21 protein-coding genes are annotated in these 24,678 nt (G+C 67.3%); 9 read left to right on the forward strand and 12 right to left on the reverse strand.

What is annotated here, in order from left to right; genetic code table 11:
- Positions 1 to 35: 35 nt before the first annotated feature.
- Genes arfB through pabB form a run of 3 tightly spaced genes read right to left on the reverse strand, consistent with a single transcriptional unit; the run spans position 36 to position 2,937 of the window.
- Entirely contained in the window at positions 36 to 440 is a 405-nt protein-coding gene (gene arfB / locus ACGHN1_RS01605; protein ID WP_390547749.1) for an alternative ribosome rescue aminoacyl-tRNA hydrolase ArfB, read from the reverse strand.
- A complete protein-coding gene (locus ACGHN1_RS01610) occupies positions 440 to 1,102 on the reverse strand; it encodes an RluA family pseudouridine synthase (protein WP_390547751.1) in 663 nt (220 codons plus the stop codon). The genes arfB and ACGHN1_RS01610 overlap by 1 nt, the downstream gene beginning before the upstream one ends.
- Positions 1,099 to 2,937, reverse strand: a complete 1,839-nt coding sequence (pabB, locus tag ACGHN1_RS01615) for an aminodeoxychorismate synthase component I (protein WP_390547753.1) — start codon at positions 2,935 to 2,937, stop codon at positions 1,099 to 1,101. The genes ACGHN1_RS01610 and pabB overlap by 4 nt, the downstream gene beginning before the upstream one ends.
- 107 nt (positions 2,938 to 3,044) lie before the next feature.
- Between pabB and ACGHN1_RS01620 the strand changes: the two genes are divergently transcribed.
- Positions 3,045 to 4,571, forward strand: coding sequence for a helicase HerA-like domain-containing protein (locus ACGHN1_RS01620; RefSeq protein WP_390547755.1), 1,527 nt, complete (start codon positions 3,045 to 3,047; stop codon positions 4,569 to 4,571).
- Here ACGHN1_RS01620 and ACGHN1_RS01625 read toward each other — a convergent pair.
- The 6 genes from ACGHN1_RS01625 to ACGHN1_RS01650 form a co-directional block, all read right to left on the reverse strand.
- Positions 4,568 to 6,007, reverse strand: a complete 1,440-nt coding sequence (locus tag ACGHN1_RS01625) for an ATP-binding protein (RefSeq protein WP_390547757.1) — start codon at positions 6,005 to 6,007, stop codon at positions 4,568 to 4,570. The genes ACGHN1_RS01620 and ACGHN1_RS01625 overlap by 4 nt on opposite strands.
- Before the next feature lie 4 nt (positions 6,008 to 6,011).
- Positions 6,012 to 6,755, reverse strand: a complete 744-nt coding sequence (locus ACGHN1_RS01630; RefSeq protein WP_390547759.1) for a response regulator — start codon at positions 6,753 to 6,755, stop codon at positions 6,012 to 6,014.
- A 57-nt stretch (positions 6,756 to 6,812) separates the two neighbouring features.
- Positions 6,813 to 7,532: a hypothetical protein gene (locus tag ACGHN1_RS01635; protein WP_390547760.1), complete on the reverse strand. Its 720-nt coding sequence runs from the start codon at positions 7,530 to 7,532 to the stop codon at positions 6,813 to 6,815.
- A gap of 196 nt (positions 7,533 to 7,728) precedes the next feature.
- Positions 7,729 to 8,127 carry a cupin domain-containing protein gene (locus tag ACGHN1_RS01640; protein WP_390547762.1) on the reverse strand — a complete coding sequence of 133 codons (399 nt, stop codon included), beginning with the start codon at positions 8,125 to 8,127 and terminating at the stop codon, positions 7,729 to 7,731.
- A 10-nt stretch (positions 8,128 to 8,137) separates the two neighbouring features.
- A complete protein-coding gene (locus ACGHN1_RS01645) occupies positions 8,138 to 8,533 on the reverse strand; it encodes a VOC family protein (RefSeq protein ID WP_390547764.1) in 396 nt (131 codons plus the stop codon).
- Positions 8,534 to 8,601: 68 nt separating this feature from the next.
- Positions 8,602 to 10,419 carry an aminopeptidase P family protein gene (locus ACGHN1_RS01650; protein WP_390547766.1) on the reverse strand — a complete coding sequence of 606 codons (1,818 nt, stop codon included), beginning with the start codon at positions 10,417 to 10,419 and terminating at the stop codon, positions 8,602 to 8,604.
- Between the two features lie 155 nt (positions 10,420 to 10,574).
- Here ACGHN1_RS01650 and ACGHN1_RS01655 point away from each other — a divergent pair, with 155 nt between their 5' ends.
- From ACGHN1_RS01655 to ACGHN1_RS01665, 3 genes are read left to right on the forward strand one after another with little or no spacing between them, the layout of a single operon-like run.
- The gene (locus ACGHN1_RS01655; RefSeq protein WP_390547768.1) at positions 10,575 to 12,728 is read left to right on the forward strand and encodes a S9 family peptidase; all 2,154 of its coding nucleotides are present in this window, start codon (positions 10,575 to 10,577) and stop codon (positions 12,726 to 12,728) included.
- Positions 12,725 to 13,342, forward strand: a complete 618-nt coding sequence (locus tag ACGHN1_RS01660; protein WP_390547769.1) for an HAD family hydrolase — start codon at positions 12,725 to 12,727, stop codon at positions 13,340 to 13,342. The genes ACGHN1_RS01655 and ACGHN1_RS01660 overlap by 4 nt, the downstream gene beginning before the upstream one ends.
- Positions 13,339 to 13,752: an acyl-CoA thioesterase gene (locus ACGHN1_RS01665; protein ID WP_390547771.1), complete on the forward strand. Its 414-nt coding sequence runs from the start codon at positions 13,339 to 13,341 to the stop codon at positions 13,750 to 13,752. Before ACGHN1_RS01660 ends, ACGHN1_RS01665 begins: the two co-directional genes overlap by 4 nt.
- Here ACGHN1_RS01665 and ACGHN1_RS01670 read toward each other — a convergent pair.
- On the reverse strand, positions 13,737 to 15,452 hold the full coding sequence (locus ACGHN1_RS01670) for a diguanylate cyclase (protein ID WP_390547773.1): 1,716 nt from the start codon (positions 15,450 to 15,452) through the stop codon (positions 13,737 to 13,739). The two genes, ACGHN1_RS01665 and ACGHN1_RS01670, sit on opposite strands and share 16 nt — an antisense overlap.
- Positions 15,453 to 15,529: 77 nt before the next feature.
- A complete protein-coding gene (gene ald, locus ACGHN1_RS01675) occupies positions 15,530 to 16,645 on the reverse strand; it encodes an alanine dehydrogenase (RefSeq protein ID WP_390547775.1) in 1,116 nt (371 codons plus the stop codon).
- A 135-nt stretch (positions 16,646 to 16,780) separates the two neighbouring features.
- Here ald and ACGHN1_RS01680 point away from each other — a divergent pair, with 135 nt between their 5' ends.
- From ACGHN1_RS01680 to ACGHN1_RS01700, 5 genes are read left to right on the forward strand one after another with little or no spacing between them, the layout of a single operon-like run.
- Positions 16,781 to 17,638: a Ku protein gene (locus ACGHN1_RS01680; protein WP_390547777.1), complete on the forward strand. Its 858-nt coding sequence runs from the start codon at positions 16,781 to 16,783 to the stop codon at positions 17,636 to 17,638.
- On the forward strand, positions 17,638 to 18,120 hold the full coding sequence (locus ACGHN1_RS01685; protein WP_390547778.1) for an MgtC/SapB family protein: 483 nt from the start codon (positions 17,638 to 17,640) through the stop codon (positions 18,118 to 18,120). The genes ACGHN1_RS01680 and ACGHN1_RS01685 overlap by 1 nt, the downstream gene beginning before the upstream one ends.
- Positions 18,107 to 20,620, forward strand: a complete 2,514-nt coding sequence (gene ligD, locus ACGHN1_RS01690; RefSeq protein WP_390547780.1) for a DNA ligase D — start codon at positions 18,107 to 18,109, stop codon at positions 20,618 to 20,620. The genes ACGHN1_RS01685 and ligD overlap by 14 nt, the downstream gene beginning before the upstream one ends.
- 21 nt (positions 20,621 to 20,641) lie before the next feature.
- Positions 20,642 to 21,793: a DUF2157 domain-containing protein gene (locus ACGHN1_RS01695; RefSeq protein ID WP_390547782.1), complete on the forward strand. Its 1,152-nt coding sequence runs from the start codon at positions 20,642 to 20,644 to the stop codon at positions 21,791 to 21,793.
- Positions 21,790 to 22,332, forward strand: a complete 543-nt coding sequence (locus tag ACGHN1_RS01700) for a GDYXXLXY domain-containing protein (RefSeq protein ID WP_390547784.1) — start codon at positions 21,790 to 21,792, stop codon at positions 22,330 to 22,332. Before ACGHN1_RS01695 ends, ACGHN1_RS01700 begins: the two co-directional genes overlap by 4 nt.
- Here ACGHN1_RS01700 and ACGHN1_RS01705 read toward each other — a convergent pair.
- Positions 22,329 to 24,656 (reverse strand): DNA translocase FtsK 4TM domain-containing protein, encoded by a 2,328-nt coding sequence (locus ACGHN1_RS01705; protein WP_390547786.1) that lies wholly within the window; start codon positions 24,654 to 24,656, stop codon positions 22,329 to 22,331. The two genes, ACGHN1_RS01700 and ACGHN1_RS01705, sit on opposite strands and share 4 nt — an antisense overlap.
- Positions 24,657 to 24,678: the final 22 nt, after the last annotated feature.

Below are 24,678 nucleotides of genomic sequence, written 5' to 3' on the forward strand. Positions count from 1 at the left end.
TCCGGGGGGCAAGTCAAGATTTCCGGGATGGCTCGCTAGAGCTTCACCGGTCCGCGACTGGCCTTGACCGCGCCGCGCTCCTTCTTGGCCTTGAGCCGCTTGACCTTGCCGACGCGGTTGAGCCGGCTCTTCTTGCGTTTCCGCGGCGGGGTCAGCGCCTGGTCGAGAATCGCCAGCAGGCGCGTGCGCGCCGCCTCGCGATTCTGGTCCTGCGTGCGATATTCGTTGGCCGCGATCAGCAGTTCGCCGGATTTGGTCAGCTTGCTGCCGGCGATCTCCTTGAGCCGGGCGAAGGCTTCCGGGTCCAGTCCCAGCGCGAAGACGTCGACCCGGAGCTGGACGGTGGTCGCGACCTTGTTGACGTTCTGCCCGCCCGGCCCCGACCCGGCGACGAACTTCTCCTCGGCGATCTCCAGCGCGCGGTCGGCAATGCGCCCCATCAGCCCTGGCCATCGGCAAAGCCGAGCGCCGCGAAATCGGCAGGGAGCGGGGCCGTTGCCGCGATGGGCGGCTTGCCCTCGCGTGGAACGGTCAGCTCGGCGGCATGGAGCGTGGTGCGCGCCGCGCCCCGTCCTGCGCCATAGACCGGGTCGCCGAGCAGCGGCGCGCCCAGACCCGCGAGCGCGTGAATGCGGATCTGATGCGTGCGCCCGGTCTCGGGGCGGAACTCGATCAGCGTCCGTCCATCGCGTTCCTCGATCAGCCGCCAGTGGGTGATGGCCGGCTTGCCCTTCTTCGCCGCGATCATCCGCCAGCCCTTCTCGGCGCTGCTGATCTTGGCGAGCGCGAGTTCGATCGTCCCCTCCGTCCCGCTCGGCACCCCGTCGAGCACGCCGAGATAGCGCTTTTCCACCTTGCGTTCCGCAAAGGCGAGATTGAAGCGCTTGAGCGCCTTGGGGTTGCGCGCCAGCAGCAGGCAGCCGCTGGTGTCGGTGTCGATCCGGTGGACCGGCACGGGGGCGCGCTGGAAGCCGAGCTTCAAAGCCTCGACGTGATCCTCGAGGCTCCGCCCGCCCTTGCGCGGACGTTCGACGGCAAGCCCGGCGGGCTTGTCGATGACCAGCGCCTCGCCGTCCTCGAACAGGATCGCGGGCGCGGTCACGACGCCAGCCTGGCGGGAACGAGCCCGCGCAGCGAATTGCCGAGGAAGAAGCCTTCCGCCAGATCGTCCGGCGTCAGGTCCGCCTCGCGCGCCTCGCCGCTCTCCAGCAGCGCCTGGCGCAGCACGCCGGGCAGCAGGCCGCGCGCAGCCGGCGGCGTGAGCAGCATTCCCTCGCCATCGCGCACGAAGATGTTCGCAATCGCGCCTTCGGTCAGCAGGCCGTCCTCGCGGATCAGGATCGCCTCCTGTGCGCCCTGGAGCGCCGCGACATCGCGGGCGTCATCATAGAAGCCGCGGTCCGAAGTCTTGTGCCGCAGCCGCCAGTCGCCCGGATCGACCGGCAACGGCAGGATTACCGCCTCCGCCGGGTCGGGCCACGGATCGGGCAGTGCCCCGGCCTCCACCGCGATGGCTCCGCGACGCGCGGCACGCAGGCGGATGCGCATCGGGCTGTCGAGATCGAAACACAGGGCGTGGAGGCAATTTCGCGCCTCGTGCCGGTCGAAGGAAAAGCCCAGTGCCGCCGCGCTGTCCCTGATCCGGGCGAGGTGCAATTCGAGCCGGGCGATCCCGCCGTCCGGATCGAAGCGCATGGTCTCGATCAGGTCGAAATTCGCGGCTTTCAGTTCCGGACCGGCGGCGCGGGCGAAACCGCCCTTGAGCAAGGCCTCGCGCCATTCGCCCCGCGCATCGCTGTCGGCGACCACTGCGCCGCCTACCCCGAGCACCGCCTTGCCGCGCCCGTTCTCGATCTCGGTCAGCCGCAGCGTGCGGATCGCGACGTTGAAGGCGGCATTCCCGCCTCCGTTATCGTCCGGTGGTCCGATCCGCCCGATGGCGCCGCAATAGGGCCCGCGGGCATCGCGCTCGATGGCGTCGATCAATTCCATCGCGCGGATCTTCGGCGCGCCGGTGATCGAACCGCAGGGAAACAGCGCACGGACGAGATCGACCGCGGTCTTCCCCGCGGCCAGATCGGCGCGCACGGTGCTCACCATCTGGTGGACGGTCGGATAGCTCTCGACCGCGAAGGGCTCGTCCACCCGGACGCTGCCGAGCTCCGCCACCCGGCTGAGATCGTTGCGCAGCAGGTCGACGATCATCAGGTTCTCGGCCTTGTCCTTCTCCGATCGCGCCAGATCGTCGCGCAGCGCGGCGTCGGTCTTCGAATCGGCACTGCGCGGGCGGGTGCCCTTCATCGGCTTGGTCCTGGCCGCGTGGCCCCTGAGCGAGACGAAGAGTTCGGGCGAGAGGCTGAGCAGCCAGTGCGACCCGTCGAACACCAGCCCGCCGTAGCCGGCCTTCGCCGCCGGGCGCAGCGCCGCGTAGAGCGCCACGGGGTCGCCCGTGAACCCGCCCGCCAGCGGGAAGGTGAGATTGGCCTGATAGATGTCCCCTGCGCGGATCGCTTCCTGCAGTTGGGCGAACATGGTTTCGTAGGCACCGGGAGAGATTTGCGGATCGAGAGGGCCCAGCCCGGCCGGTCCGGGCGCGCGGGCGGCCAGCCATTCGGGCATCTCCGCCGCCGTTATCCGGGTGCAATCCTCGAACAGCCCCAGCCAGACGAGGGGTCCCGCCGCGCCGCTCCGGGCGGCGGCGCGCGGGGCGAGCTTCGGCTCGAGGGCCAGCCCCGCCTCGTAGGCGAGATAGCCGGCGAGTGTCCCGCCGCCCCCTGCCGAGGCGCGTAGTGCGGCATCGGCCGCCTCCAGAGCCGGCGCGACTTCCTCCGGCCGCCGCGCGACGAAAATCGCGCGCGGATTTTCGAAGAGCAGCGCATCCGCCGCGCCCTCATCCCGCGCGTCGTCGAGCAGGACCAGGGGCGTGCGCGTGACCATCGCCGCCCGTCTTAGCGCGCAGTCCCGTCATGTCGAGCGTTGACCCGGCGGGTCGCGCTGGGCCACACCGCGTGGAAGGATCGCTTGATGCAATCGGGAGCCCTGCTTTGGACGATATCTTCCTCGGCCTCGCCGCCAATGGCGAGCGCCAGCACCTCCGCCTCGCCCAGGCCAACCGCCACGGGCTTATCGCGGGAGCGACCGGCACCGGCAAGACGGTGACGCTGCAGGGCCTCGCCGAAAGCTTTTCCGCTCGCGGCGTTCCGGTCTTCGTCGCCGACGTGAAGGGCGACCTCTCCGGCATCGCCATGCCGGGTTCGCCGACGTTCAAGCACGCCGAAAAGCTCGAAAGCCGTGCGCGGGAGCTGGGGATGGCGGACTACGCCTATTCCGACAATCCGGTGGTGTTCTGGGATCTCTACGGCGAGCAGGGCCATCCGATCCGCACCACGGTTTCCGAGATGGGCCCGCTGCTGCTCGCCCGCTTGCTCGACCTCAACGAGACGCAGGAGGGCGTGCTCAACGTCGCCTTCCGCTTCGCCGACGAGGAGGGGTTGCTGCTGCTCGATCTCGAGGATCTGCAGGCGGTGCTGGCCCACACCGCCGAGAACGCGAAGGCGCTCAGCGCGCGCTACGGCAACGTCACCAGGGCCAGCGTCGGCACCATCCAGCGCCAGCTGCTCGGCCTCGACAGCCAGGGCGGGGGGCAGTTCTTCGGCGAGCCGGCGCTCGAGATCGACGATTTCCTCGCGCTCGACGAACGGGGGCGCGGGATCGTCAACGTGCTCGCCGCCGACCGGCTGATGCGAAGCCCCAAGCTCTATGCGACCTTCCTCCTCTGGCTGCTCGCCGAACTGTTCGAGACGCTGCCCGAGGTCGGCGATCCGGAGAAGCCGAAGCTGGTCTTCTTCTTCGACGAGGCGCATCTGCTGTTCGACGATGCGCCCAGGGCGCTGCACGAAACGATCGAGCGGGTGGTGCGGCTGGTCCGATCGAAGGGTGTCGGCGTCTATTTCGTCACCCAGAACCCGATCGACATTCCCGAGGAGATCGCGGGGCAGCTCGGCAACCGCGTTCAACACGCGCTCCGCGCCTTCACCCCGCGCGATCAACGCGCGATCAAGGCGGCGTCCGAGACGTTCCGGATCAACGAGGAACTCGATGTCGAGCAGGCGATTACCGAGCTCAGGGTCGGCGAGGCGCTGGTCTCGACCCTGTTGCCCGACGGCGCGCCTTCCGTGGTCCAGCGCACGCTGATCGCCCCGCCGCGCAGCCGACTCGGCCCGCTGACGGCGAAGGAGCGCGCGATCGTCAATTCGGTCAGCCCGCACGCGGGGAAGTACGAGGAGCGGGTCGACCGCGAGAGCGCGGAGGAAGTGCTCGCCGCCAAGGCCGCCGATGCCGCCGCCACGGCGGAAGAGGTCGAGGCGAAGGGCCGCGAAGAGGTCGGCAGACGGGCGCGGAAATCGACCTCGTTCTGGGGGACGGCCGGCAAGAGCGCGATACGCGCGGCGGCGGGCTCGGTCGCCTCGATCGCCGTCGCCAAGGCGCTCGGCAGGAAATCGAGCGCCGATCCCCTGCGCACCGGCGCGACCGCTTTCGTCCGCAATATTCTCGGCGGGTTGATGCGCTAGGCGGGAATGCGCAGCTCGGCGCGCAGCCCGCCTTCCGCACGGTTCGCCAGCACCAGCCTTCCGCCGTGCTGGTCGGCCACCGCCCGCGCCAGCGTGAGGCCGAGGCCCGCGCCGCCGGTCTCGCGGTTGCGGCTCGCCTCGCCGCGCACGAAGGGCTCCAGCATTGTCGCGATCCGGTCCTCGGGTATGCCGGGGCCCTCGTCCTCCACCCGCAGCACGATCGTATCGCCCTCGCGCAGCACCGCGACATGCGCGCCGCCGCCGTACCGCAGGGCGTTGGCGACGAGGTTGCGCAGGCCCCGCTTGAGCCAAGTGATATGGACCGGCGCGTTGATCCGCGGTCCCTCGGCCAGGGTCACCGGCTCGCCCATGTCCTCGAACTCCTCGACCACCGAGGCGGCGAGCGCGGTCAGTTCGGCGCGTTCGGGCGGCGCATCGGCGCGGCCGACCCGGGCGAGTTCGAGGATTTCGTCGAGAGTCCGCGCCAGCTCGTCGATGGTGGCGGCCATGCGCGCGCGCTGCTCATCGTCCTCGACCCCCTCGATCCGCACGCGCAGCGCGGCCAGCGGCGTCTTGAGATCGTGGCCGATCGCCCCGAGCATCACGTCCTTCTCGTCGAGCATGGCGCCGATTCGCGCTTCCATCGCATTGTGCGCCGCGATCAGCGAGGCGATGTCGGACGGCCCGCGCGCGGAAAGCGGCTCGGACGGTGCGCCACTGATGCTGAAGGTCTCGGTCCGTGCGCGCAGTTCGGCGAGCGGGCGGGTGATCCGCCGCAGGATCAGCCACAGCAGCACCATGAGGATGGCGAACAACACCAAAGTCTGAAGGACGATCGCCGAGACCACCCGGTTCTCGCGCTCGCGGATCGGCACCCGCGCGACCTCCCATTGCGAGATGCCCTCGCGCCGTAGGCCGGCGACCAGCAGTTCGCGGTCCTTGCGAGCCAGCCGGGCGCGCAGGCGCGGGACGCGCGCGGCCATTTCGCGCGCCACCGGATCGGCGTCCAGACTGCGGTGCGTGACGACGACATCGGCGACGGCGATGTCCTGCCGGGTCAGAAGCGCGCGCAGCGCCGCCTCGCGCGCCAGATCGCGGGTTTCGCCGGGTAGCAGGGGAGCGGCATCGGCCAGCCGGTAGTTGAGGCGGCGCGGCAGGCCGTCGCGCCCGCCCCGGCGCCCGCGCCGGTCGGAACCCGGCTCGCGGCCGAACCGCGGCGCGGACCGCGCCCGGGGCGCCCCCTCGCGAATGCCCTCCGGCCCGCCCCAACGCGCGCCGCCGATCAGGTGGAAGGCGGCGGCGTTGAGCAGGGCGGTCTCCCGCCGCTCCTCGGCGGCGCGGAACAGCAGGACCGAGGACAAGAGCTGCGTCGCCAGCAGGGCCAGCGCGGTCGCGGCCAAGGTCTGGCCGAGCAGGCTCTTCGGCCACAGCCGCATCGATTCAGCCTTCCGCCCGGCGGCTGCGGACGACATCGGCGGCGAGCCGGTAGCCGCCGCCGCGCACAGTCTGGATCAGCTGCGGGTTGCGGCTGTCTTCCTCGATCTTGCGGCGCAAGCGGCTGACCTGGTTGTCGACCGCGCGGTCGAACAGATGCGCCTCGCGGCCCTGCACCATGTCGAGCAGGCGGTCGCGGTCGAGCACCTGGCGGGGATGGTCGCAAAAGGCGCGCAGCAGGCGAAACTCGGCGGTCGAGATCGACACCACCGCGCCCTCCGGATCCACGAGGCGGCGCTTGAGCGGATCGAGCGTCCAGCCCTCGAAGGCATAGAGTAGGTCGTCGGCTTCGAGAGCGGTCGCATCCGCCCCCCGCTCGACCCGGCGCAGCACGGTGCGGATGCGCGCCACAAGCTCGCGTGGCTCGAATGGCTTGGTGACATAGTCGTCCGCCCCGATCTCGAGGCCGACGATCCGGTCCATCGTCTCGCCTCGGGCGGTGAGCAGTATCACCGGCAGGTCGCGTGTCTCGACCAGATGGCGGGTAAGCGACAGCCCGTCCTCGCCCGGCATCATGATGTCGAGCAGGACGATGTCGGGTCGATGTTCGAGCAGCGCCGCGCGTGCGGCGGCGGCGCTTTCGGCTTCACGCACGGCGAACCCCTGGCGGGTCAGATATTCCGCCAGGGGTTCGCGCAGGGATCGCTCGTCGTCGACGAGCAGCAGGGTGGTGGGCGCGGTATCGCTCATGATCGCGAACCCGCGCCTAGCTTACGGTCGCCGCCAACGGCAAGCTCACCGGCTGGCTTACTGGGCGCTCTGGCGGCGTTCCGCCATGCGGGCGCGCATCGCCTCGCGCGCTGCCTGGCGTTCGGCCTGGGTGATCGATCCGCTGCCGTCGGTGTCCATACGCGCGAAATACTGCGCCTGGGCGGCATCGAATTCGGCACGGGTGATCGACTGATCGCCATTGGTATCGGCCCGGCGCGCCATGCCCATCATCATGCCGCCACCGCGATGGCCGCGGCGACCCATGCGCTTGCCGCGCTGGGCGTCGGCGGCGCCGGCCCGCTGGCCGCGATCGGCACTGCGGGCTTCGCGGGCGCTCGCCAGCTCGGCCTGGGAAAGCCCGCCGCTGTTGTCGGCATCGAGGCGGTCGAACATCTGCTCGCGACGGTCGCCGCTGCGCTCGGCGCGCTCGGCGCGGCGCTGCTCCATGCGCTCGCGGCGTTCGGTTCGGTTGGCCTCCATTTCGGCCGCGGTGAGTTCGCCGTCACCGTTGCGGTCCATCCGCGCGAATCGTTCGGCCTGACGCACCTGACGGTCGGCCGCGTTGATGGCGCCGTCGCCATTGGCGTCCATGCGCGCGAACATCGCCGCGCCATGTGCCTGCATCTCGGCGCGGGTGAGGGTGCCGTCGCCATTGCCGTCGGGTTTGACCATCGTCGCACGGTCCTGCGCGATGACCATGGTCGCGCCGGTCAGCGCCAGCGCCGCGGCGGACAGGGTGAGGGTGAATTTCTGCATGTCGATACTCCCGGAATGTAGATGGGAGAGTTGCGACGGGTCGGGGCCCCGGAAGGGGAGAGGGGGGAGGAAGACACCCGCCCGCCGCAACTCATGCCAGCCTTTCTAGGCACGGATTGTCGCAGCAATTTGCCGGCGGCGGTGAAATTTGTCGCGGTTTGTATCGCGATCGAGCGGCCGTTCATTGCCGCGCAAGTCAGCGCGGTCGGTGCTGCGTCCCTTCGCCCGCGGTGATGAAGATCGCCGTCGCCGGTTCCTCGACGTCGGCGATATGCCAGACGCCGGGCGGGTTGATGGCATAGTCCCCGGGGCCGAGCCGGATCCGTTCGCGCCGCCCGTCGGGAAATTCCTGAGTCAACAGCAGGTTGCCCTCGGTGCAGATCACCACCTCGCTGCCGAGCGGATGCATCTCCCAGCTCGGCCAACCCTCCTCGAAGCGATGCTGGGCGACCAGCCGCCCCTCCAACCCGTCGGCGGCGTGGCGTTCGCCATAGGCCTCGTACCACGCCATCCCGTCGAAGGGCGGCTGGGGCACGGCACTTGCGCCGAGCCCCAGATGGACGAAGCTGTCCGAAAGGCTGCGCGCGCCGCTCATGTTGCCTCCCTCATTCCGTCTTCGCCATCACAAAGGCGTTGAGCTTGTTGCCGTCCGGATCGCGGAAATAGGCGGCATAGAATACCATGCCGTTCTCGTCGGCTTCGCCCCGAGGACCGGGCGCACCCTCGTCGCTGCCGCCGTTCGTCAGCGCGATCTCGTGCAGCTTGTGGACCTGATCGCGATCCTTCGCTTCCAGCGCCACCATCATGCCGTTGCCGACCGACGCCGGCTTGCCGTCGAAAGGCGTGGTCGCGGCAATCCCGGGAGGGCCGCCCCACGCGCCCCAGGCGATGAAGCTCTCGAAATCCATCATTCGCCCGACACCCATTTCGGCGGCTATGGCATCGTAGAATTTGGCGGCGCGCGGCAGATCGTTGGTCCCGACAGTCACATATCCCAGCATCGAACATTCTCCCTGACGATTCGCGACCAAAAGAACATTACCGGAACAAACGTACGCTCGCAAGAGCCTCAGAGCGGGGCGCACTCCGTTTCGAGCCAGGTGAGATCATCGCCTTCGAGCCGCGGCGACAGCACCTCGCGCACCGTGGCGTGATAGCTGTTCCACCAGTCGATTTCGGTCGGGGTCAGCATCGCCTTGTCGACCAGCCGCCGGTCGAGCGGCACGAAGGTCAGCGTTTCGAAACCGAGCCACTCGCCCTCCGCGCCCTCGATTTGGGCGGGGACGGTCAGGATCAAATTCTCGATTCGGATGCCGTAGTGCCCCTGCTTGTAATAGCCCGGCTCGTTGGAGAGGATCATCCCGGCGTGAAGTTCGGTGCCGGTGCCCGCAAAGGCCCCGCCCGGCTTGGAAATGCGCTGGGGCCCTTCGTGGACCGACAGGTAGCTGCCGACACCGTGGCCGGTGCCGTGGCCGAAATCCACCCCCGCCTGCCACAGGTGCATCCGCGCCAGCGTATCGAGCTGTCCGCCGTTGGTGCCCATGGGGAAGGTCGCCAGCGCCAGTTGGATATGCCCCTTGAGCACGCGCGTGTTGCGGTCGATCATTTCGGGCGAGGGCTTGCCCGATCCATCCGGCGTGCCGATCCAGACGGTACGCGTGATGTCGGTGGTGCCGCCGAGATATTGCCCGCCCGAATCGACGAGATAGATGCTGCCGGGCGGGATCGGGATGTTGCTGTCCTCGTCCACCTTGTAATGCGGCAGGGCGGCATGCGGGCCGGCGGCGCTGATCGTGTCGAAGCTCGAATCGCGCATTTCCGGATCGAGCCCGCGGAACTCGCGCAGCTTGGCCGCGGCGGTCAGCTCGTCGATCCCGCCCTTGGGGGCCTCCAGGCTCAGCCAGCGCAGGAAGCGCGACACCGCCGCCCCGTCGCGCGCCTGTGCCTCGCGGTGGCCGCGTTGCTCGGCCTCGTTCTTGATCGCCTTGGCGAGCACGGTCGGATCGTCGGTGCGCACCACTCGGGCCCCACCATCCTCCAGCGCCCGAAAGATGCCGGCGACCGCGTGGTTCGTGTCGACGGCCACGGTCTTGCCCTGCAGCGTTCCAAGAGCGCCTTCGAATTCGCTCCGGTCGCGGACCTTGACCGCATTGCCCAGATGCTGGGCGAGTTCGGGCGAGACCTTTTCCGGCGCGATGAACAGCTCGGCCGTCCCGTCGGCATGGACCGTGACATAGGAGAGCGCCACCGGCGTGTTGGCGACATCGGCCCCGCGCATGTTGAGCAGCCAGGCGACCGAATCGAGCGCGGCGACGATGGTTGCGTCGTAGCCCTCTTCCTTGAGCCAATCGGCGATCTCGGCGCGCTTTTCCGCGCTGGAACGCCCGGCATGTTCGTCGGCATAGGGCACCGCGGGGGCGGCGGAGGGGGCGGGGCGGTCGGCCCACACCGCGTCGATCGGATTGCTCTCGACCGCCACCAGTTCGGCCCCCTTCTTGGCGAGCAGCTGCGCCGTATCTTCCGCCCATTCCACCCCGTGGAGCCAGGCGTCGTAGCCGATCCGCATGCCTTCGCGGGCGTGTTTCGCCAACCATTTTGCGGGGCTGGTGGCGGGCACGTCCTCATAGTCGAACAGCTTGCCGTCGACTTGCTCCCGAACCTGCACGGTGTAGCGCCCGTCGGTGAAGATCGCGGCGCGGTCGGCCATCACCGCCGCGCTCCCGGCACTGCCCTTGAACCCGGTCAGCCATTGCAGGCGCTGGGCATAGTCGCCGACATATTCGCTCATGTGCTCGTCGGAGATCGGGACGACGAAGCCGTCGAGGTCGCGGCGCTTGAGTTCCTGCCTCAGCGCATCGAGCCGGGCTTCGTGTGTCTGCATCAGCATGACGATAGTCCTTTCGTATGGGCGGTTGCCGGGGAGCGAAACGGCGCTTGCGGCATGCCCCGTGCCCGCATAGTCATGCGCCGCATCATACAGGGGCGCGCCCGGGCTTTCCACCCGTGCCTGCGCGCTCCGTCCGCCGGGAGGAACCGATTGCCATGCCGAACCGCCTGATCGCCCTTCTGGCCGCCGGAGCCGCCGCCCTGGCCGCCAACGCCAACGCACAGGACAACCAATTGACCGAACCGACCGCGCCGCCCGTCGCCGAGAAACGGGACCATTCCTACAGCCATCACGGCATCACCATCGCCGATCCGTACAATTGGCTGCACGACAAGAGCTATCCAGCGGTCGACGACGAGGACGTGCTCGATTATCTGAAGGCCGAGAACGCCTGGTTCGAAGCGCAGATGAAGCCGCATCAAGCACTGATCGACACGCTGTTCGAGGAGATGAAGGCGCGGATCAAGGAAGACGAATCGACCGTTCCGCAGAAGGACGGGGACTGGCTCTACTGGTCCGAGTTCGAGGAAGGCGCGGAATACCGCAAATATTACCGCAAACCGGTTGCCGGGGGCGACCCGGTGCTCATCCTCGACGAGAACGAACTGGCCGAAGGCAAGGAGTATTTCCGGCTCGGCGCCTTCTCGGTCTCGCAGAACGGACGCTATCTCGCCTATTCGGCGGACGACAACGGGTCGGAACGCTACACCGCACGGATCAAGGACCTCCAGACCGGTGATCTGCTGCCCGACACCATACCGGGCACGCGCACCGGCCTTACCTGGGTAATGGGCGACCGGGGGCTGGTCTACGGCATGGCCGACGACAACTGGCGCACCAAGGAAGCGACGCTCCACGTGATCGGGACGCCGGTGAGCGAGGATGTCGAGCTCTACCGCGAGACACGCGACGAGGGCTTCGGCGTCGGGACCGGGCTGACCGCGCAGGAAGACTGGCTGGTGATTGCGACCGGCGACAACGAGACCAGCGAGGTCCGGCTCGTTCCCGCCGACAATCCCACCGCCGAACCGATTCTGGTCAAGGAGCGCAAGAAGGGCGTCGAATACGACGTCGACGTGCGCGACGGCACCTTGTGGGTCCACACCAACGACGATCACGTCAATTTCCGCATCGCCACCGCATCGCTCGACCGACCAGGCGAATGGACAACGCTGATCGAGGGATCGGACGAATTCTACCTGGACGGCTTCTCGTTGTTCAAGGATTTCTACGTCACAGAAGGACGGCTCGCCGGGCTCGACCAGATCCAGATCCGCTCCTACGCCGATCCCAATCTGGTGAAGCCCGTGGCCTTCGCCGAGCCGAGCTTCACCACCGAGCTTTCCAACAATCCCGAATACGATCAGGATCGGCTGCGGCTGGCCTACGAGAGCATGGTCACGCCCGACACGGTCTACGACTATCATGTCGCCACCGGCGAGCTCGAACTCCTGAAGCGGCAGGAGATCCCGAGCGGTTACGATCCCTCGCTCTACGTCACCGAACGGGTCGAAATCCGTGCACGCGACGGGACGATGGTGCCTGTCAGCGTCGTGATGCGCAGGGATCGGCCCCAGAAGACGCAAGGACGCGCCGGGCCGCTGCATCTCTATGCCTATGGCGCTTACGGCTATGCGGTGCCGCCCGGTTTCTCGAGCTCGCGGCTGAGCCTCGTCGATCGCGGCTATGCCTATGCCATCGCGCACATCCGCGGCGGCGACGATCTGGGGCGCAACTGGTATCTCCAGGGCAAGCTCAACGAACGCACCAACACATTCAACGATTTCGTCGACGTGGCGAAGGGGCTGGTGGCCCAGGGTTACACCGAAAAGGGCCGGATCAGCATCTCGGGCGGTTCGGCGGGCGGCGAGCTGATGGGCGTGGTCGTGAACACCGATCCCGACCTGTGGGGTGCGGTGGCGGCGCATGTGCCCTTCGTCGATGTGCTCAACACCATGCTCGACGAAGACCTGCCGCTGACGCCTGGCGAATGGCCCGAATGGGGCGATCCGATCCGCTCCAAGCAGGCCTTCGCCTATATCCTCAGCTATTCGCCCTACGATCAGGTGATTGCGCAGGACTATCCGCCGATGCTCGTGACCGCCGGGCTCAACGACCCGCGCGTCACCTATTGGGAACCGGCGAAATGGGTCGCGAAGCTGCGCGAGATGAAGACCGACGACAACACGTTGCTGCTCAAGACCAATATGGGCGCCGGGCACGGCGGCAAATCGGGCCGGTTCCAGTCGATCTACGAAACCGCGGAAGAGGTCGCCTTCATCCTCACCCAGATGGGCGAGGCCGAATGACGGCGATCCGCAATGTCGTCTTCGATATCGGCAATGTCTTCGTCCGCTGGCACCCGCCGACCATCGTCGAAAGCGCCTTCGGCCTCTCCGGCACGGAGGCAGAGGCGCGGCGCCGGGCGCTGTTCGTCGAGAGCGACATCTGGCGCGCGCTCAATCGCGGCGAGCACAGCGAGGCGGAAGCCAAGCGCGCCTATGTCTATGCGGGCTTGCTGAGCGAGGAGGAGGCGGACCCCTTCTTCGCAGCGATTTACGACAGCCTGGAACTCCTCGCCGACACTCCCCCGCTGATGGAGCGGCTGGCCGAGGCCGGCTTCCGCCTGTTCGCGCTGACCGATAACGTGCGCGAAATCGTGGCCCATCTCGCAAAAACGCACGAATGGTGGGGCCGGTTCGAAGGCGTCAGCAACTCGGCCGAGATCGGCGTGCTCAAGCCCGATCCCCGGATGTTCCGGCATGTGCTCGAGACGAACGGCCTCGTGGCCGGGGAAACCGTCTTTTTCGACGACATGCCCGGCAATGTGGAGGGAGCCCGCAAGGCGGGGATGCACGCTTTCGTTTTCACGGATGCCGCCCAGGCAAAAAGGGACCTAAGATCGCTCGGAGTGGCGGTTTGAGCGATCGCTACGCACGCCGTTTCGTGGCCGAGGCCGACACGATCGACGAGCTCGGCCACGTCAACAACGCGGTGTGGGTGCGCTGGGTTCAGGATATCGCCACGGAACACTGGCGCGCGGTCGCGGCTCCCCAATTCGTCGATGCCTATGTCTGGGTCGTGATCCGGCACGAAATCGATTACCGCGGGAATGTCGGACCCGGCGAAGAAGTCGTCGCGACCACCTGGATTCCGGGTGTGCCCAAGGGCGCGCGGTTCGATCGCTGCGTGGAATTCCACGATGCCGCCGGGCGGCTGCTGGTCGCGGTGCGTTCGACTTGGGCGATGATCGACCGGGCGACCCAGCGGCCCCAGCGCATCCGGGCCAAGATCGCGGCACCGTTCGTTTCCGCAGATCAGGCTGCGGACTGAGCCGCGAAGGCCGTCACCGTGGAGCCGGGCGGCTGGGCGTGCATCGTATCGCTCGCCAAAAGGTTCCTGCCGCCGGCCTTGGCTTCGTAGAGCAGTGCATCCGCGCGACGATAGATATGGCCAAAATCGGCCACGGGATTGCCTGCCAGGGGGACATGGATCAGGCCGACGCTGGCAGTCAGGATCGAATTCAGCGCGTCGACCTCGCGAGCGACACGCACCGCGATCGTCTGGCGGAGCGTCTCGACACGGATTTCGGCGTTTGTCCCGGAAAGCAGGACCAGAAATTCCTCTCCACCCAATCGCACGGCGACGGAGTCCGGTTCGGCGTTCAGCACGTCGCCAACGACCTTGAGGACCTTGTCGCCGACCTCGTGCCCGTGAGTGTCGTTGACCTGCTTGAAATGGTCGAGATCGAAAAGCGCGACCGTCTCGTAGCCGCTGCGATGAAGCGCGGCGAAGCGGTCGTCCAGCGCCCGGCGGTTGAGTAGCCCGGTCAGGGGATCGCGCTCGGAAAGATTTTCCAGCATCCGCGCCTCGGCGCGGGCGCTGTCGCGATCCTGGCGGATGGCGACGTATTTGCTGGCGATGCCGAGCGCGACGATCACCACTTCGAGCGCCAGAGCGGCGAACAGCAACTGGTCGAGAGAGGGGGGCGCGGCATATACCCCCAGACCGCGCAGCAATCTTTCGCTGGCGGCGAGGATGAGCGGAATCCACGCAGCGGCCACATACCGCGCCGCCCGGCTCCCGTTGACGAGAGCGACGACGATCGCGGCGAGATAGATCGCGATCACCGGAACGAAGCTGATGAAATAGAGCGTGTTGTCGAAGCTCTGCGACCAGTCGAATTGCAGCGAGGCGAAACCGATCACCAGCAGCGTCCACCAGCCGGATGCCCGCAGCGCCCGATCGACGAGCGGCGGCAAGGTTCCGCGCTCGACGAAGGCGCTGAAGAAGAAGGCAGCGGCCGCGACCCCGACGGCCCAGCTCAGCGATGCCCCGATGGCCATGGCGGAGACCGAGACCGGGATGAACAGCGGCAACAGCCCGCCTGCGAACAGGACGTAGAGCACCATGGAGAGCGCCATATAGGCGTGCAGAACCACGAAGCGTTCGCGCAGTACGAAGTAGAAGTTGATGTCGAACAGCAGCGGGGTGACCAGCATTCCCAGGATCATCGCCAGGAACAGCAATTGCATCACGGTCCAGTCGGTCCGTGCGGTCGATGTGGTCAGCCGCGCCTCGGTCACCATGGGGGCGCTGTGCGGCCCGGCGATGCGCGCCACAACCGACCGGGTCTCGTCGGTGATGGCGGGAAGCGGGAGAGTGAAGATCGGGCCAGCGGCGATCGGCCGGCCCTGGTTTTCGCTGTAGGTCTTGGAGCGCGTGGTTCCATCGGCATCGATCGCGGTCAGCTCGATCTCGTCGAAGCGCGAAATACGCGTGAAGAACAGCGCTGGCGGTGTCTCGCCCTGCCAGTCGATCTTCTCGAACCGGATCCAGGATACCGGGGCGCTGGCATCCCAGCCGCCCCCCTCGCATGTCCAGCGCGTGGAGAAGGACGCCATCTGCGAGGATGTCCGCGTGTCTCCGCTCGCGGCGAAACAGCTGGGATGGGTGGTTGCCTTGCTGACCCCGTCCTGCGCCGAGGCGACCGAAGGAGCTGCGGCCGCAAACGCGGCCAGATGCAGCAGCAAGAGCCTGAGAAGGCGCGCAACCCGGTTCACCGGCCCACACTATGACCGGGTGGTTTCCAGCGGATTAATTCGGTTGCTCAGCCGAGCGCTTCGGCCACCGGCAGATAGTCGTAGCCCAGTTCCTCGGCCACCGCCCGATAAGTGACCTTCCCGGCATGGACGTTGAGACCTTCGGCGAGATGCGGATTGGCTCGCAGCGCTTCCTTCCAGCCCATGCGTGCAATGCGCAGGGCATGGGGCAGAGTGACGTTGTTGAGCGCATAGGTGCTGGTGCGCGCCACCGCGCCGGGCATGTTGGCCACGCAGTAATGCACCACATCGTCGATCACATAGGTCGGATCGGCATGGGTGGTCGCGCGACTGGTCTCGAAACAGCCGCCCTGGTCGATCGCCACGTCGACCAGCACGCTGCCCGGCTTCATGCATTTGAGCATGTCGCGGCTGACCAGCTTCGGGGCGGCGGCGCCGGGGATCAGCACCGCGCCGATGATCAGGTCCGCCTCGCACACGGCTTCTTCGAGATTGGCCTTGTTGGAGAAGCGGGTGGAGGCGCGCGCCTCGAAATGAGTGCCGACCTTTTCGAGCACGTCGGGGTCGCGGTCGAGGATCGTCACGTCGGCGCCGAGCCCGGCGGCCATCTGCGCGGCGTTGAAACCGACCACGCCGCCGCCGATCACGATCACCCGGCCCGGCATCACGCCCGGCACCCCGCCCAGCAGCACGCCGCGCCCGCCATGCGCTTTTTCCAGCGCGGTCGCGCCGGCCTGCACGCTCATCCGGCCTGCGACCTGGCTCATCGGCTTCAACAGCGGCAGCTGGCCGCCCGGGCCGGTGACCGTCTCGTAGGCGATCGCGGTGACCCCGGATTTCACCAGATCGGCGGTCTGCTCAGGATCGGGGGCGAGGTGGAGATAGGTGTAGAGGATCTGATCGGGGCGCAGCTTGGCGCGCTCGTCGGCCTGGGGTTCCTTGACCTTCACCACCATTTCGCACTCGGCGAAGATCGGATCGGGCCCTTCGACGATGGTGGCGCCCGCCGCCTGGTATTCGAGATCGGTCGCGCCGATGCCCATCCCCGCGCCGCTCTCGATCCACACCTCGTTGTTCTGGTGCGTGAGTTCGCGGACACTCTCCGGCGTCAGACCGACGCGGTATTCGTGGTTCTTGATTTCCTTGGGACAGCCGACGCGCATTGGGGGAGGACTCCTTCGTCTTGCAAAGGGCCGTTACAGCCGCAACCGCACTGCATCAAGCGAGGGTACGGAAACGATTTTCGCCTCTGCGCGCTGACTCGGCGCGCTGTCCGGGCGCATAAGGGGAGAAAACCGATGGCGGCACGCGCCTATTGGCAGGGACAGATCAGGCTGGCGCTGGTCAGCATTCCGGTGGAAATCTACACCGCCACCAAGTCCGGTGCCAAGATTCGCTTCAACCAGATCCACGAGCCCAGCGGCAAGCGGATTTCCTACGAGAAGGTGGTGCCCGGCGTGGGCCCGGTCGACCGCGACGAGATCATCAAGGGCTACGAGATTTCCAAGGGCGAATACGTCCTGCTCGAGGAAGAGGAGATCGAAGCGGTCAAGATAGAGAGCAAGCGCACGCTCGAACTGGTCCAGTTCGTCGATGCCTGCGAGATCGACCCGCTCTATTTCGACAAGCCCTATTACGTTGCGCCGCAGGACGAACTGGCCGAGGAAGCCTTCATCGTTCTGCGCGAGGCGCTGCGCAGGGCGAAGAAGGTGGCGCTAGGACAGCTCTCGGTGCGCGGCGCGGAAAAGCTCGTCGCGATCAAGCCCTGCGGCAAGGGTCTGCTGCTCGAGACGCTGCGCTATGCCGACGAGGTCAGAAAGGGGCAGTCCTTCTTCACCGAAATCGACGATGCCAAGCCGAAGAAGGAACTGCTCGATCTCGCCAGCGCGCTGATCGAACAGAAGAGCGCCCCCTTCGATGCCGGCGAATTCGAGGATCGCTATGTCGATGCGCTGCGCAAGCTGATCGACAAGAAGGCCAGGTCGAAATCGAACAAGGCGATCATCGAGGATAGCGGCGAGACCGAAGGCGCTTCCGGATCGAACGTGATCGACCTGATGGCGGCGCTCAAGAAATCGGTCGGCGAGGACAAGAAGAGCGCAGCGAAGAAAGCTCCGGCGAAGAAACCCGCCGCGAAGAAACGCAAGAGCGCCTGATGGAGCTCAACGATCCGATCCTCGGCCCCTGGATCGATCTCGATCTGCTCGCCAGGCTCGGCGCGGCGGCGTTCCTGGGGCTGGTGCTGGGGCTCGATCGGGAATGGCAGGGCCATGCCGCCGGTCTGCGCACGCACGGGCTGATCTGCTTCGCCAGCGCGGCGATGACCATCGCCACGATCGCACTCTACTATCAGATCGGCGGACCGCGAATGGACCCGCTGCGGCTGTTCGAGGCGACCGGGGCCTTCGTCGGCATCATCGGCGCCGGGCTGATCGTGTTCAGCAGGGGCGAGGTGAAGAACCTCACCACCGCCGCGCATCTGTGGCTGACGGCGGTGGTGGGGATCGCATGCGGGGCCGCGCTATGGCCGCTGGTGGGCATAGCCGCGGTGATCTCGGTGGTGATGCTGACCCTGCTCGGGTTCGCGGAGAAGAAACTGTTCCCTCACACCGAAGGCGAGACCGATGGCGAAGCGTGACAGCCTTGCGGACTACAACGCCAAGCGCGACTTTGCGAAGACCCCCGAACCGTCGGGAAAAGCGCATTCGAGCGAGGAGGGCAACCGCTTCATCGTCCAGAAGCACGATGCCACGCGGCTCCACTGGGATCTGCGGCTGGAGGCGGACGGCGTGCTCAAGAGCTGGGCGGTCACCAAGGGCCCCTCGCCCGATCCCGACATCAAGCGGCTGGCGGTCCGGACCGAAGACCACCCCATGTCCTATGCCGAATTCGAGGGCACCATTCCCAAGGGCGAATATGGCGGCGGCACGGTGATGCTGTGGGACCGCGGCACATGGGCTCCGATCGCGGGCAAGAGCGCGAAGGACATCGACAAGGGCCACCTCCACTTTACGCTTGAAGGCGAGCGGATGAAGGGCGAATGGCTGTTGATAAGGCTGAAGAAAAAGCCGGGAGAAAAGCGGGAGAACTGGCTGCTGCGCAAATTGCAGGACGATCACGCGCAGGAGGGCGACGCGCTGGTTCAGCACGAGCTGACCAGTGTGCTGACCGGCCGGTCGATGGCCGAGATCGCGGCCGACAAGCAGGGCGAATATTCGCTCGCCGGCAAGAAGGACGATGCCTTCCTTGCGCAGATGGAGAAGGCTTCGTCGCGCAACGCCGGCAAGGCGAAGGCGAAGCCCCGCCGCGCAGCACCGCTACCGAAATTCCGCAAGCCCCAGCTCGCCACGCTGGTCGATGCCGTGCCCACCGGCAACCGCTGGATGCACGAGATCAAGTTCGACGGCTACCGGGCGCTGATCGCGGCGAAGGGCGATGCGGTGCGCGTCTATACCCGCAGTGGCAAGGACTGGACCGACAAGTTCGCGCCGCTGGTGTCCGCGGTCGCGGAACTGGATCTGCCACCTTGTCTGATGGACGGCGAGATCGTCGCGGTCGATGCGAAGGGCAATCCCGATTTCTCGACCCTGCAGCAGGTTCTGAAGCGCGGACATGGGTCTCAGGGCAAGGACGACCGGTTGCAGCTTCATGCCTTCGACCTCCTCGAACTGGGCGGCGAGGAACTGACGTACCTTCCCAACATCGAGCGCAAGGAACGGCTCGAGGCGCTGCTCGGCACCGCACAGCCGCCTATCCTTCTCGCGGAACACGTCATCGGCGCGGGCGAGAAGCTCTACCGCGCCATGTGCGATGCCGGGCAGGAGGGGATCATCTCCAAGACCGTGGATGGTGCTTATGCGTCGCGCCGGAGCAAGAGCTGGGTAAAGGTCAAATGCACCCGGCGGCAGGAATTCGAGGTGATCGGCTGGAAGAAGAGTTCGGCCAAGGGGCGCCCTTTCGCCTCGCTCCTGCTGGCGCAGCACGAGAGGGGTGATCTGGTCTACAAGGGCAATGTCGGGACGGGCTTTTCCGCCGACGATCTCGACGATCTGGCGGCGAAGATGAAGCCCCTGGAGCGCAAGACCCCGCCGGCGGAAGTCGACAAGCCGTCTTCGCGCGGTGTGACCTGGCTGACTCCGAAGCTGGTCGCCGAGATCGGTTTCGCCGAGTTCACCGCCGACGGCAATGTCCGTCATGCCAGCTTTCTGGGCCTGCGCGGCGACAAGACAGCGTCCGAGGTTGCGCCCGAAAAGCCCGCGATCGCGCCGAAGAAGGACGAGGCGGTAAAGATCTCCAGCCGCGAGCGCGTGATCTTTCCCGAAAGCGGTCAGACCAAGGGCGAACTGGCCGATTATTACGAGGCCGTCGCCCCGATCATGCTGCCCTTCGCCGCGCGGCGGCCGATCAGCCTCGTGCGCTGCCCCCAGGGGCGGGCGAAAAAATGCTTCTTCCAGAAGCACGACAGCGGCAGCTTCGGCGACGGTGTCCACCATGTCCCCATCACCGAGAAGGACGGCGGCACCGAGGATTATCTCTTCGTCGAGGACGCGCGCGGGCTGCTGCAATGCGTGCAGATGGGCACGATCGAATTCCACGGCTGGGGCTCGCGGTCATCCGATGTCGAGGCACCCGATCGGATGATCTTCGATCTCGACCCGGACGAAGGGCTCGATTTCGGCAACGTGAAAAGCGCCGCGCGCGACATCCGCGACCGGCTCGCCGACCTTGGCCTCACCAGCTTCGCCATGCTGTCGGGCGGCAAGGGGGTGCATGTGGTGGTGCCGCTCACCACCGGCCATTCCTGGGACGAGCACAAGGATTTCGCCAGGCGCTTTTCAGAAGCCCTGAGCATGGCCGAGCCCGATCGCTTCACCGCCACGATGAGCAAGGCCAAGCGCAAGGGCAAGATTTTCATCGACTGGCTGCGCAACCAGCGCGGCAGCACGGCGGTGGTGCCCTATTCGGCGCGCGCCCGCGAAGGAGCGCCGGTCGCGGTCCCGATCGCCTGGAACGAGTTGAAGGGCTTCGAGGATGCGCATCTCTTCTCGATCTCCGAGGCGAAGAGGCTCCATGCGCGGGCGAAGTCGAAGGCGCTGGCCGGCTGGGGCTTTGCCGAACAGCGCTTGCCCGATCTCTGACCGCCGCATAGATTCATGGGCGTGATCGAGCGCAAACTCGCCGCCTGGCAACGCGCCGGACTGATCGACGCGCGAACGGCGGCGGCGATCGAGGCGTGGGAGGATGCCAATGCGCGCCCCTTCGCGCTGTGGGCGGTCATCGGCATCGGAACGCTTGCGGTTGGGCTCGGGGTGATCTCGGTCGTGGCGGCGAACTGGGACGAGATCCCCGGTGCGGTGCGGCTGGCGCTGCATTTTGCCCTGATGGGCGGGTTTGCGGCGACGCTCTGGTTGCGCGGCGAGATGCTGCTGGCGAAGAACCCGTGGTCGCACGAAGCACTTTTGGTCGTCTTCGCGGTGCTGGGACTAGGCTTCCTCGGACACCTGGGTCAGGTCTACCAGACCAGCTCGCCGCTGTGGCAGCCGATGGCGCTTTGGCTTGCCCTGTTCGGCCCGATGATCGTGCTGCGCGGGGCCAGCTGGATGACCGCGCTGCTGCTTGCCGGTGTGCTCATTTTCGCCTGTTGGGACTTCGCCAACCCCACACAGCCGCTGTTCGGCTTCGAGGCAGAGGGGCGCTCGGGCTTCGTCATGGGGCTCGCGACGGCCCTCCCGGTCCTGCTGGTTCCGCTCGGTGCCTGGCGGCTGGGCGTCGCTGCGCAAGTCGCATTCTGGCGCCGGCTGGAGCAGCTCGGATTCCTCTATGTGCTGACCTGCGCCTCGGCGATGGCGATCGTCAGCGGGTTCGGCGGCTTCGGCGGCGACAGCGGTACCTTCTTCACGCTCACGACGCAGGCGACGCAGGCCGGTGTCGGTCTGGCGGCGGCAGCGCTGACGCTGGCCGGACGGCGCGATCCGTCGGATGCCGGGACGGCAGGGACACTCGCAGCCGCCGCGCTCACGCTGTTGCTTGCGCATGTGGTGGACGGCAGCGATTTCGGCGCGGCGCTCCTTTTCCTCGCGCTGTGGGTCGCGATCGGCGCTGCCGCATTCCACGGCGGCTGGCGCGACGTGTTCCAGCTCGCGGTCGGTGCCGTGGCGGTTCGGCTGGTGATCCTCAGCTTTGAACTCGCCAGCGACCTGCTCACCAGCGGCTTCGGCCTGATCGCCGCGGGTCTGCTGATCCTGGGTGTCGCCTGGGTCGCGGTACGGGTGTCGCGCACGCTGGCCCCGCCGAAGGAAGCCGCGGAATGAACCGCCGGCTCGCGATCGCCGCTGCGCTGGCAGTCCCGCTTGCCGGGCTCGGAGCGAGCTGGGCCGGCACCCATGTCGCGGCGCAGCGGGGCACGGTGTGGGAAGTTCCGATCGCGGGCTACGACCCCCGCGACCTGCTGCGCGGGCACTACGTCATCTACACCTACGACTGGCCCGGGCTCGAAGGGCGGCGCGCCAATCGCGCATTGGACGAGGTCCTGTGCATCGAGGGCGAGGCGCCGCGCATCGCGCGCGTTTCTCGCCCCGGTGCGGCAAGCGATTGCGCCAGCGCCGTGCGCGCCGGCAGCGGTTGGAACGATCCGGCCGGCGGCCTGGCGAGCGGGCGGCTCTACGTTTCGCAGGACCGCGCCGCCGAACTCGAACGCCGCCTCGCCGATCCGGCGCTGCAAGGCGTGGTTACCATCCGCGTGCGCGAGGACGGGCACATAACCCCCCTCGATATCGGCTTTCGCCCGCGCGCGCCGGGCCCGGTCAGCCGGCAGTCCGTGCCGCCACCGGTGCGGATCGAAGCGCCCTAGAGCGGATTGCCGTCCTGATCGCGGAAGATCTCGCGGCGGCCGACGTGGTTGGCGGGGCCGACCAATCCCTCTTCCTCCATCCGCTCGATCCATTTGGCGGCGGTGTTGTAGCCAACGCCCATCTGACGCTGGAGCCAAGAGCCCGAGGCCTTCTGGTTCTCGATCACGATCTGGCAGGCCTGCCGGTACTTGCGTTCTTCGGGATTGTCGGAGGCGGTGAACTCGTCCTCGAAATCGAAGCCGCCGCCTTCCTCGGGCTCCTCGGTCACCGCGTCGACGTAGTCGGGCTTGCCCTGCGCGCGCCAGTGGTCGGCGACGCGCTCGACCTCCTCGTCGCTCACGAACGGCCCGTGGACGCGCACCAGCGCGCCCGTGTTGGGCTTGTAAAGCATGTCGCCCTTGCCCAGCAGCTGCTCGGCGCCCTGTTCGCCCAGGATCGTGCGGGAATCGATGCGGCTGGTCACCTTGAAGCTGATGCGAGTCGGCAGGTTCGCCTTGATCACGCCGGTGATGACATCGACGCTGGGGCGCTGCGTCGCCATGATCAGATGGATGCCGGCCGCCCGGCTCTTCTGGGACAGGCGCTGGATCAGCACCTCGATCTCCTTGCCGACGGTGACCATGAGGTCGGCGAGCTCGTCGACGATCAGCACGATCAGCGGCAAGGGTTGATAGTCGAGCTGCTCCTCCTCGAAGATCTCCTCGCCGGTCTCGGGATCGAAGCCGGTCTGGACCCTGCGGCCGAGCGGCTTGCCCTTGGCGGCGGCGGTCTTCACCTTCTCGTTGAAGCCGGCAATGTTGCGCGAATTGACGCTCGACATCATCCGGTAGCGGCGTTCCATCTCCTCGACCGCCCATTTGAGCGCGCGCACGCTCTTGTGCGGCTCGGTCACCACGGGGCTGAGGAGATGCGGAATATCGTCGTAGGTCTTGAGTTCGAGCACCTTGGGATCGATCAGGATCAAACGGCACTCGTCGGGCGTGAAGCGGTAGAGCAGGCTTAGCAGGATCGCGTTGAGGCCGACCGACTTGCCCGATCCGGTGGTGCCCGCGACGAGCAAATGCGGCATGGCGGCGAGGTCGGCGATGATCGGCTCGCCGGCGATGTCCTTGCCCAGGATCATCGGCAGGCTGCCGCTGTGGTCGGCGAAGTCGGCGCTCTGGGCGAGTTCGCGATAGCTGACCATCTGGCGGTCGGCATTGGGCAGCTCGATGCCCATGACCGTCTTGCCGGGGATCGGCGAGACACGCGCGCTGATCGCGCTCATGTTGCGGGCGATGTCCTCGGCGAGGCCGATCACCCGGCTGGCCTTGATGCCCGGAGCGGGCTCCAGCTCGTACATCGTCACCACCGGACCGGCGCGCACCGCGGTGATCTCGCCCTTGACGTTGAAATCGTCGAGCACGTTCTCGAGCAGGCGGGCGTTGCGTTCCAGCGCCAGCTTGTCGAGCTTGACCGCCTTCTCCGGCCCCTTTTCCGCCAGCAGTTCGAGGCTCGGCAACTCGTAGCTGGCGAACATGTCGCGCTGCTGCGGCTTTGGCTGGCTTGCGGGCCGCGCGGAGACGGCCGGATCGGGGATCATCGGGGCGCGTCGCGGTGCCGCCTCGATCGCGACAGGTTCTTCCTCGTCGGCAGTTTCGGCACGCTTGCGCCGGCGCGGCACCGGCAGCGCGACCGCATCCGGCAGCGCCGGCGCGCGCTTGACGAAATCGGGCAGGGTCAGGAAGCGCCGCCAGTCGATCGCGAAGACCCGGCCGACAAGCGCCAAGCCGCCGGCCAGCGCGGCGATGCCCGCGGCCAGCGTGATCCATCCGCCGGCGGCTTCTGGAAAACGCCCGGCAATCGCCGTGATGGCACCCTCGCCGAGCAGCCCCGCCAATCCGCCGAGCCCGGCGGGAAGGCTGCCGGTGCCCGGTTCGAAGGTCAGCGCCATGACCGTCGCGAGCAACACCATGGCAACGAGCAGCAGTGCGAGCGGACGCAGCCAGTGCGCGTCTTCAGCTTGGTTGTCGGTCTCGATATCGTTCCACAGCTTGCGCGCGCCGATATAGAGCAGCGGTAGCAGCAATCCGGCGGTCAAGCCGAACAGCATCAGCGCCAGGTCGGCGAGCCAGGCACCGCCTGCCCCCATCCAATTGTCGATCTGCCGACCCGACGCGGCGGTCGACCAGCTCGGATCGGTCTGGGTGTAGCTCGCCAGCGCCAGCGCCAGGAACAGCGTGCCGAGCGCGAGCACGGCCGAACCGCCGATCTGGGCGGCACGGCGCAGCGAGCGGCGGAAGGCGGCTTTCCAGTCGCTGACAGTGAGGGCGCGGGTGGCCATGGGCGCCAGTATGAATCCTGCA

The organism is Qipengyuania sp. MTN3-11 (assembly GCF_042851825.1).
Classification (GTDB): domain Bacteria; phylum Pseudomonadota; class Alphaproteobacteria; order Sphingomonadales; family Sphingomonadaceae; genus Qipengyuania.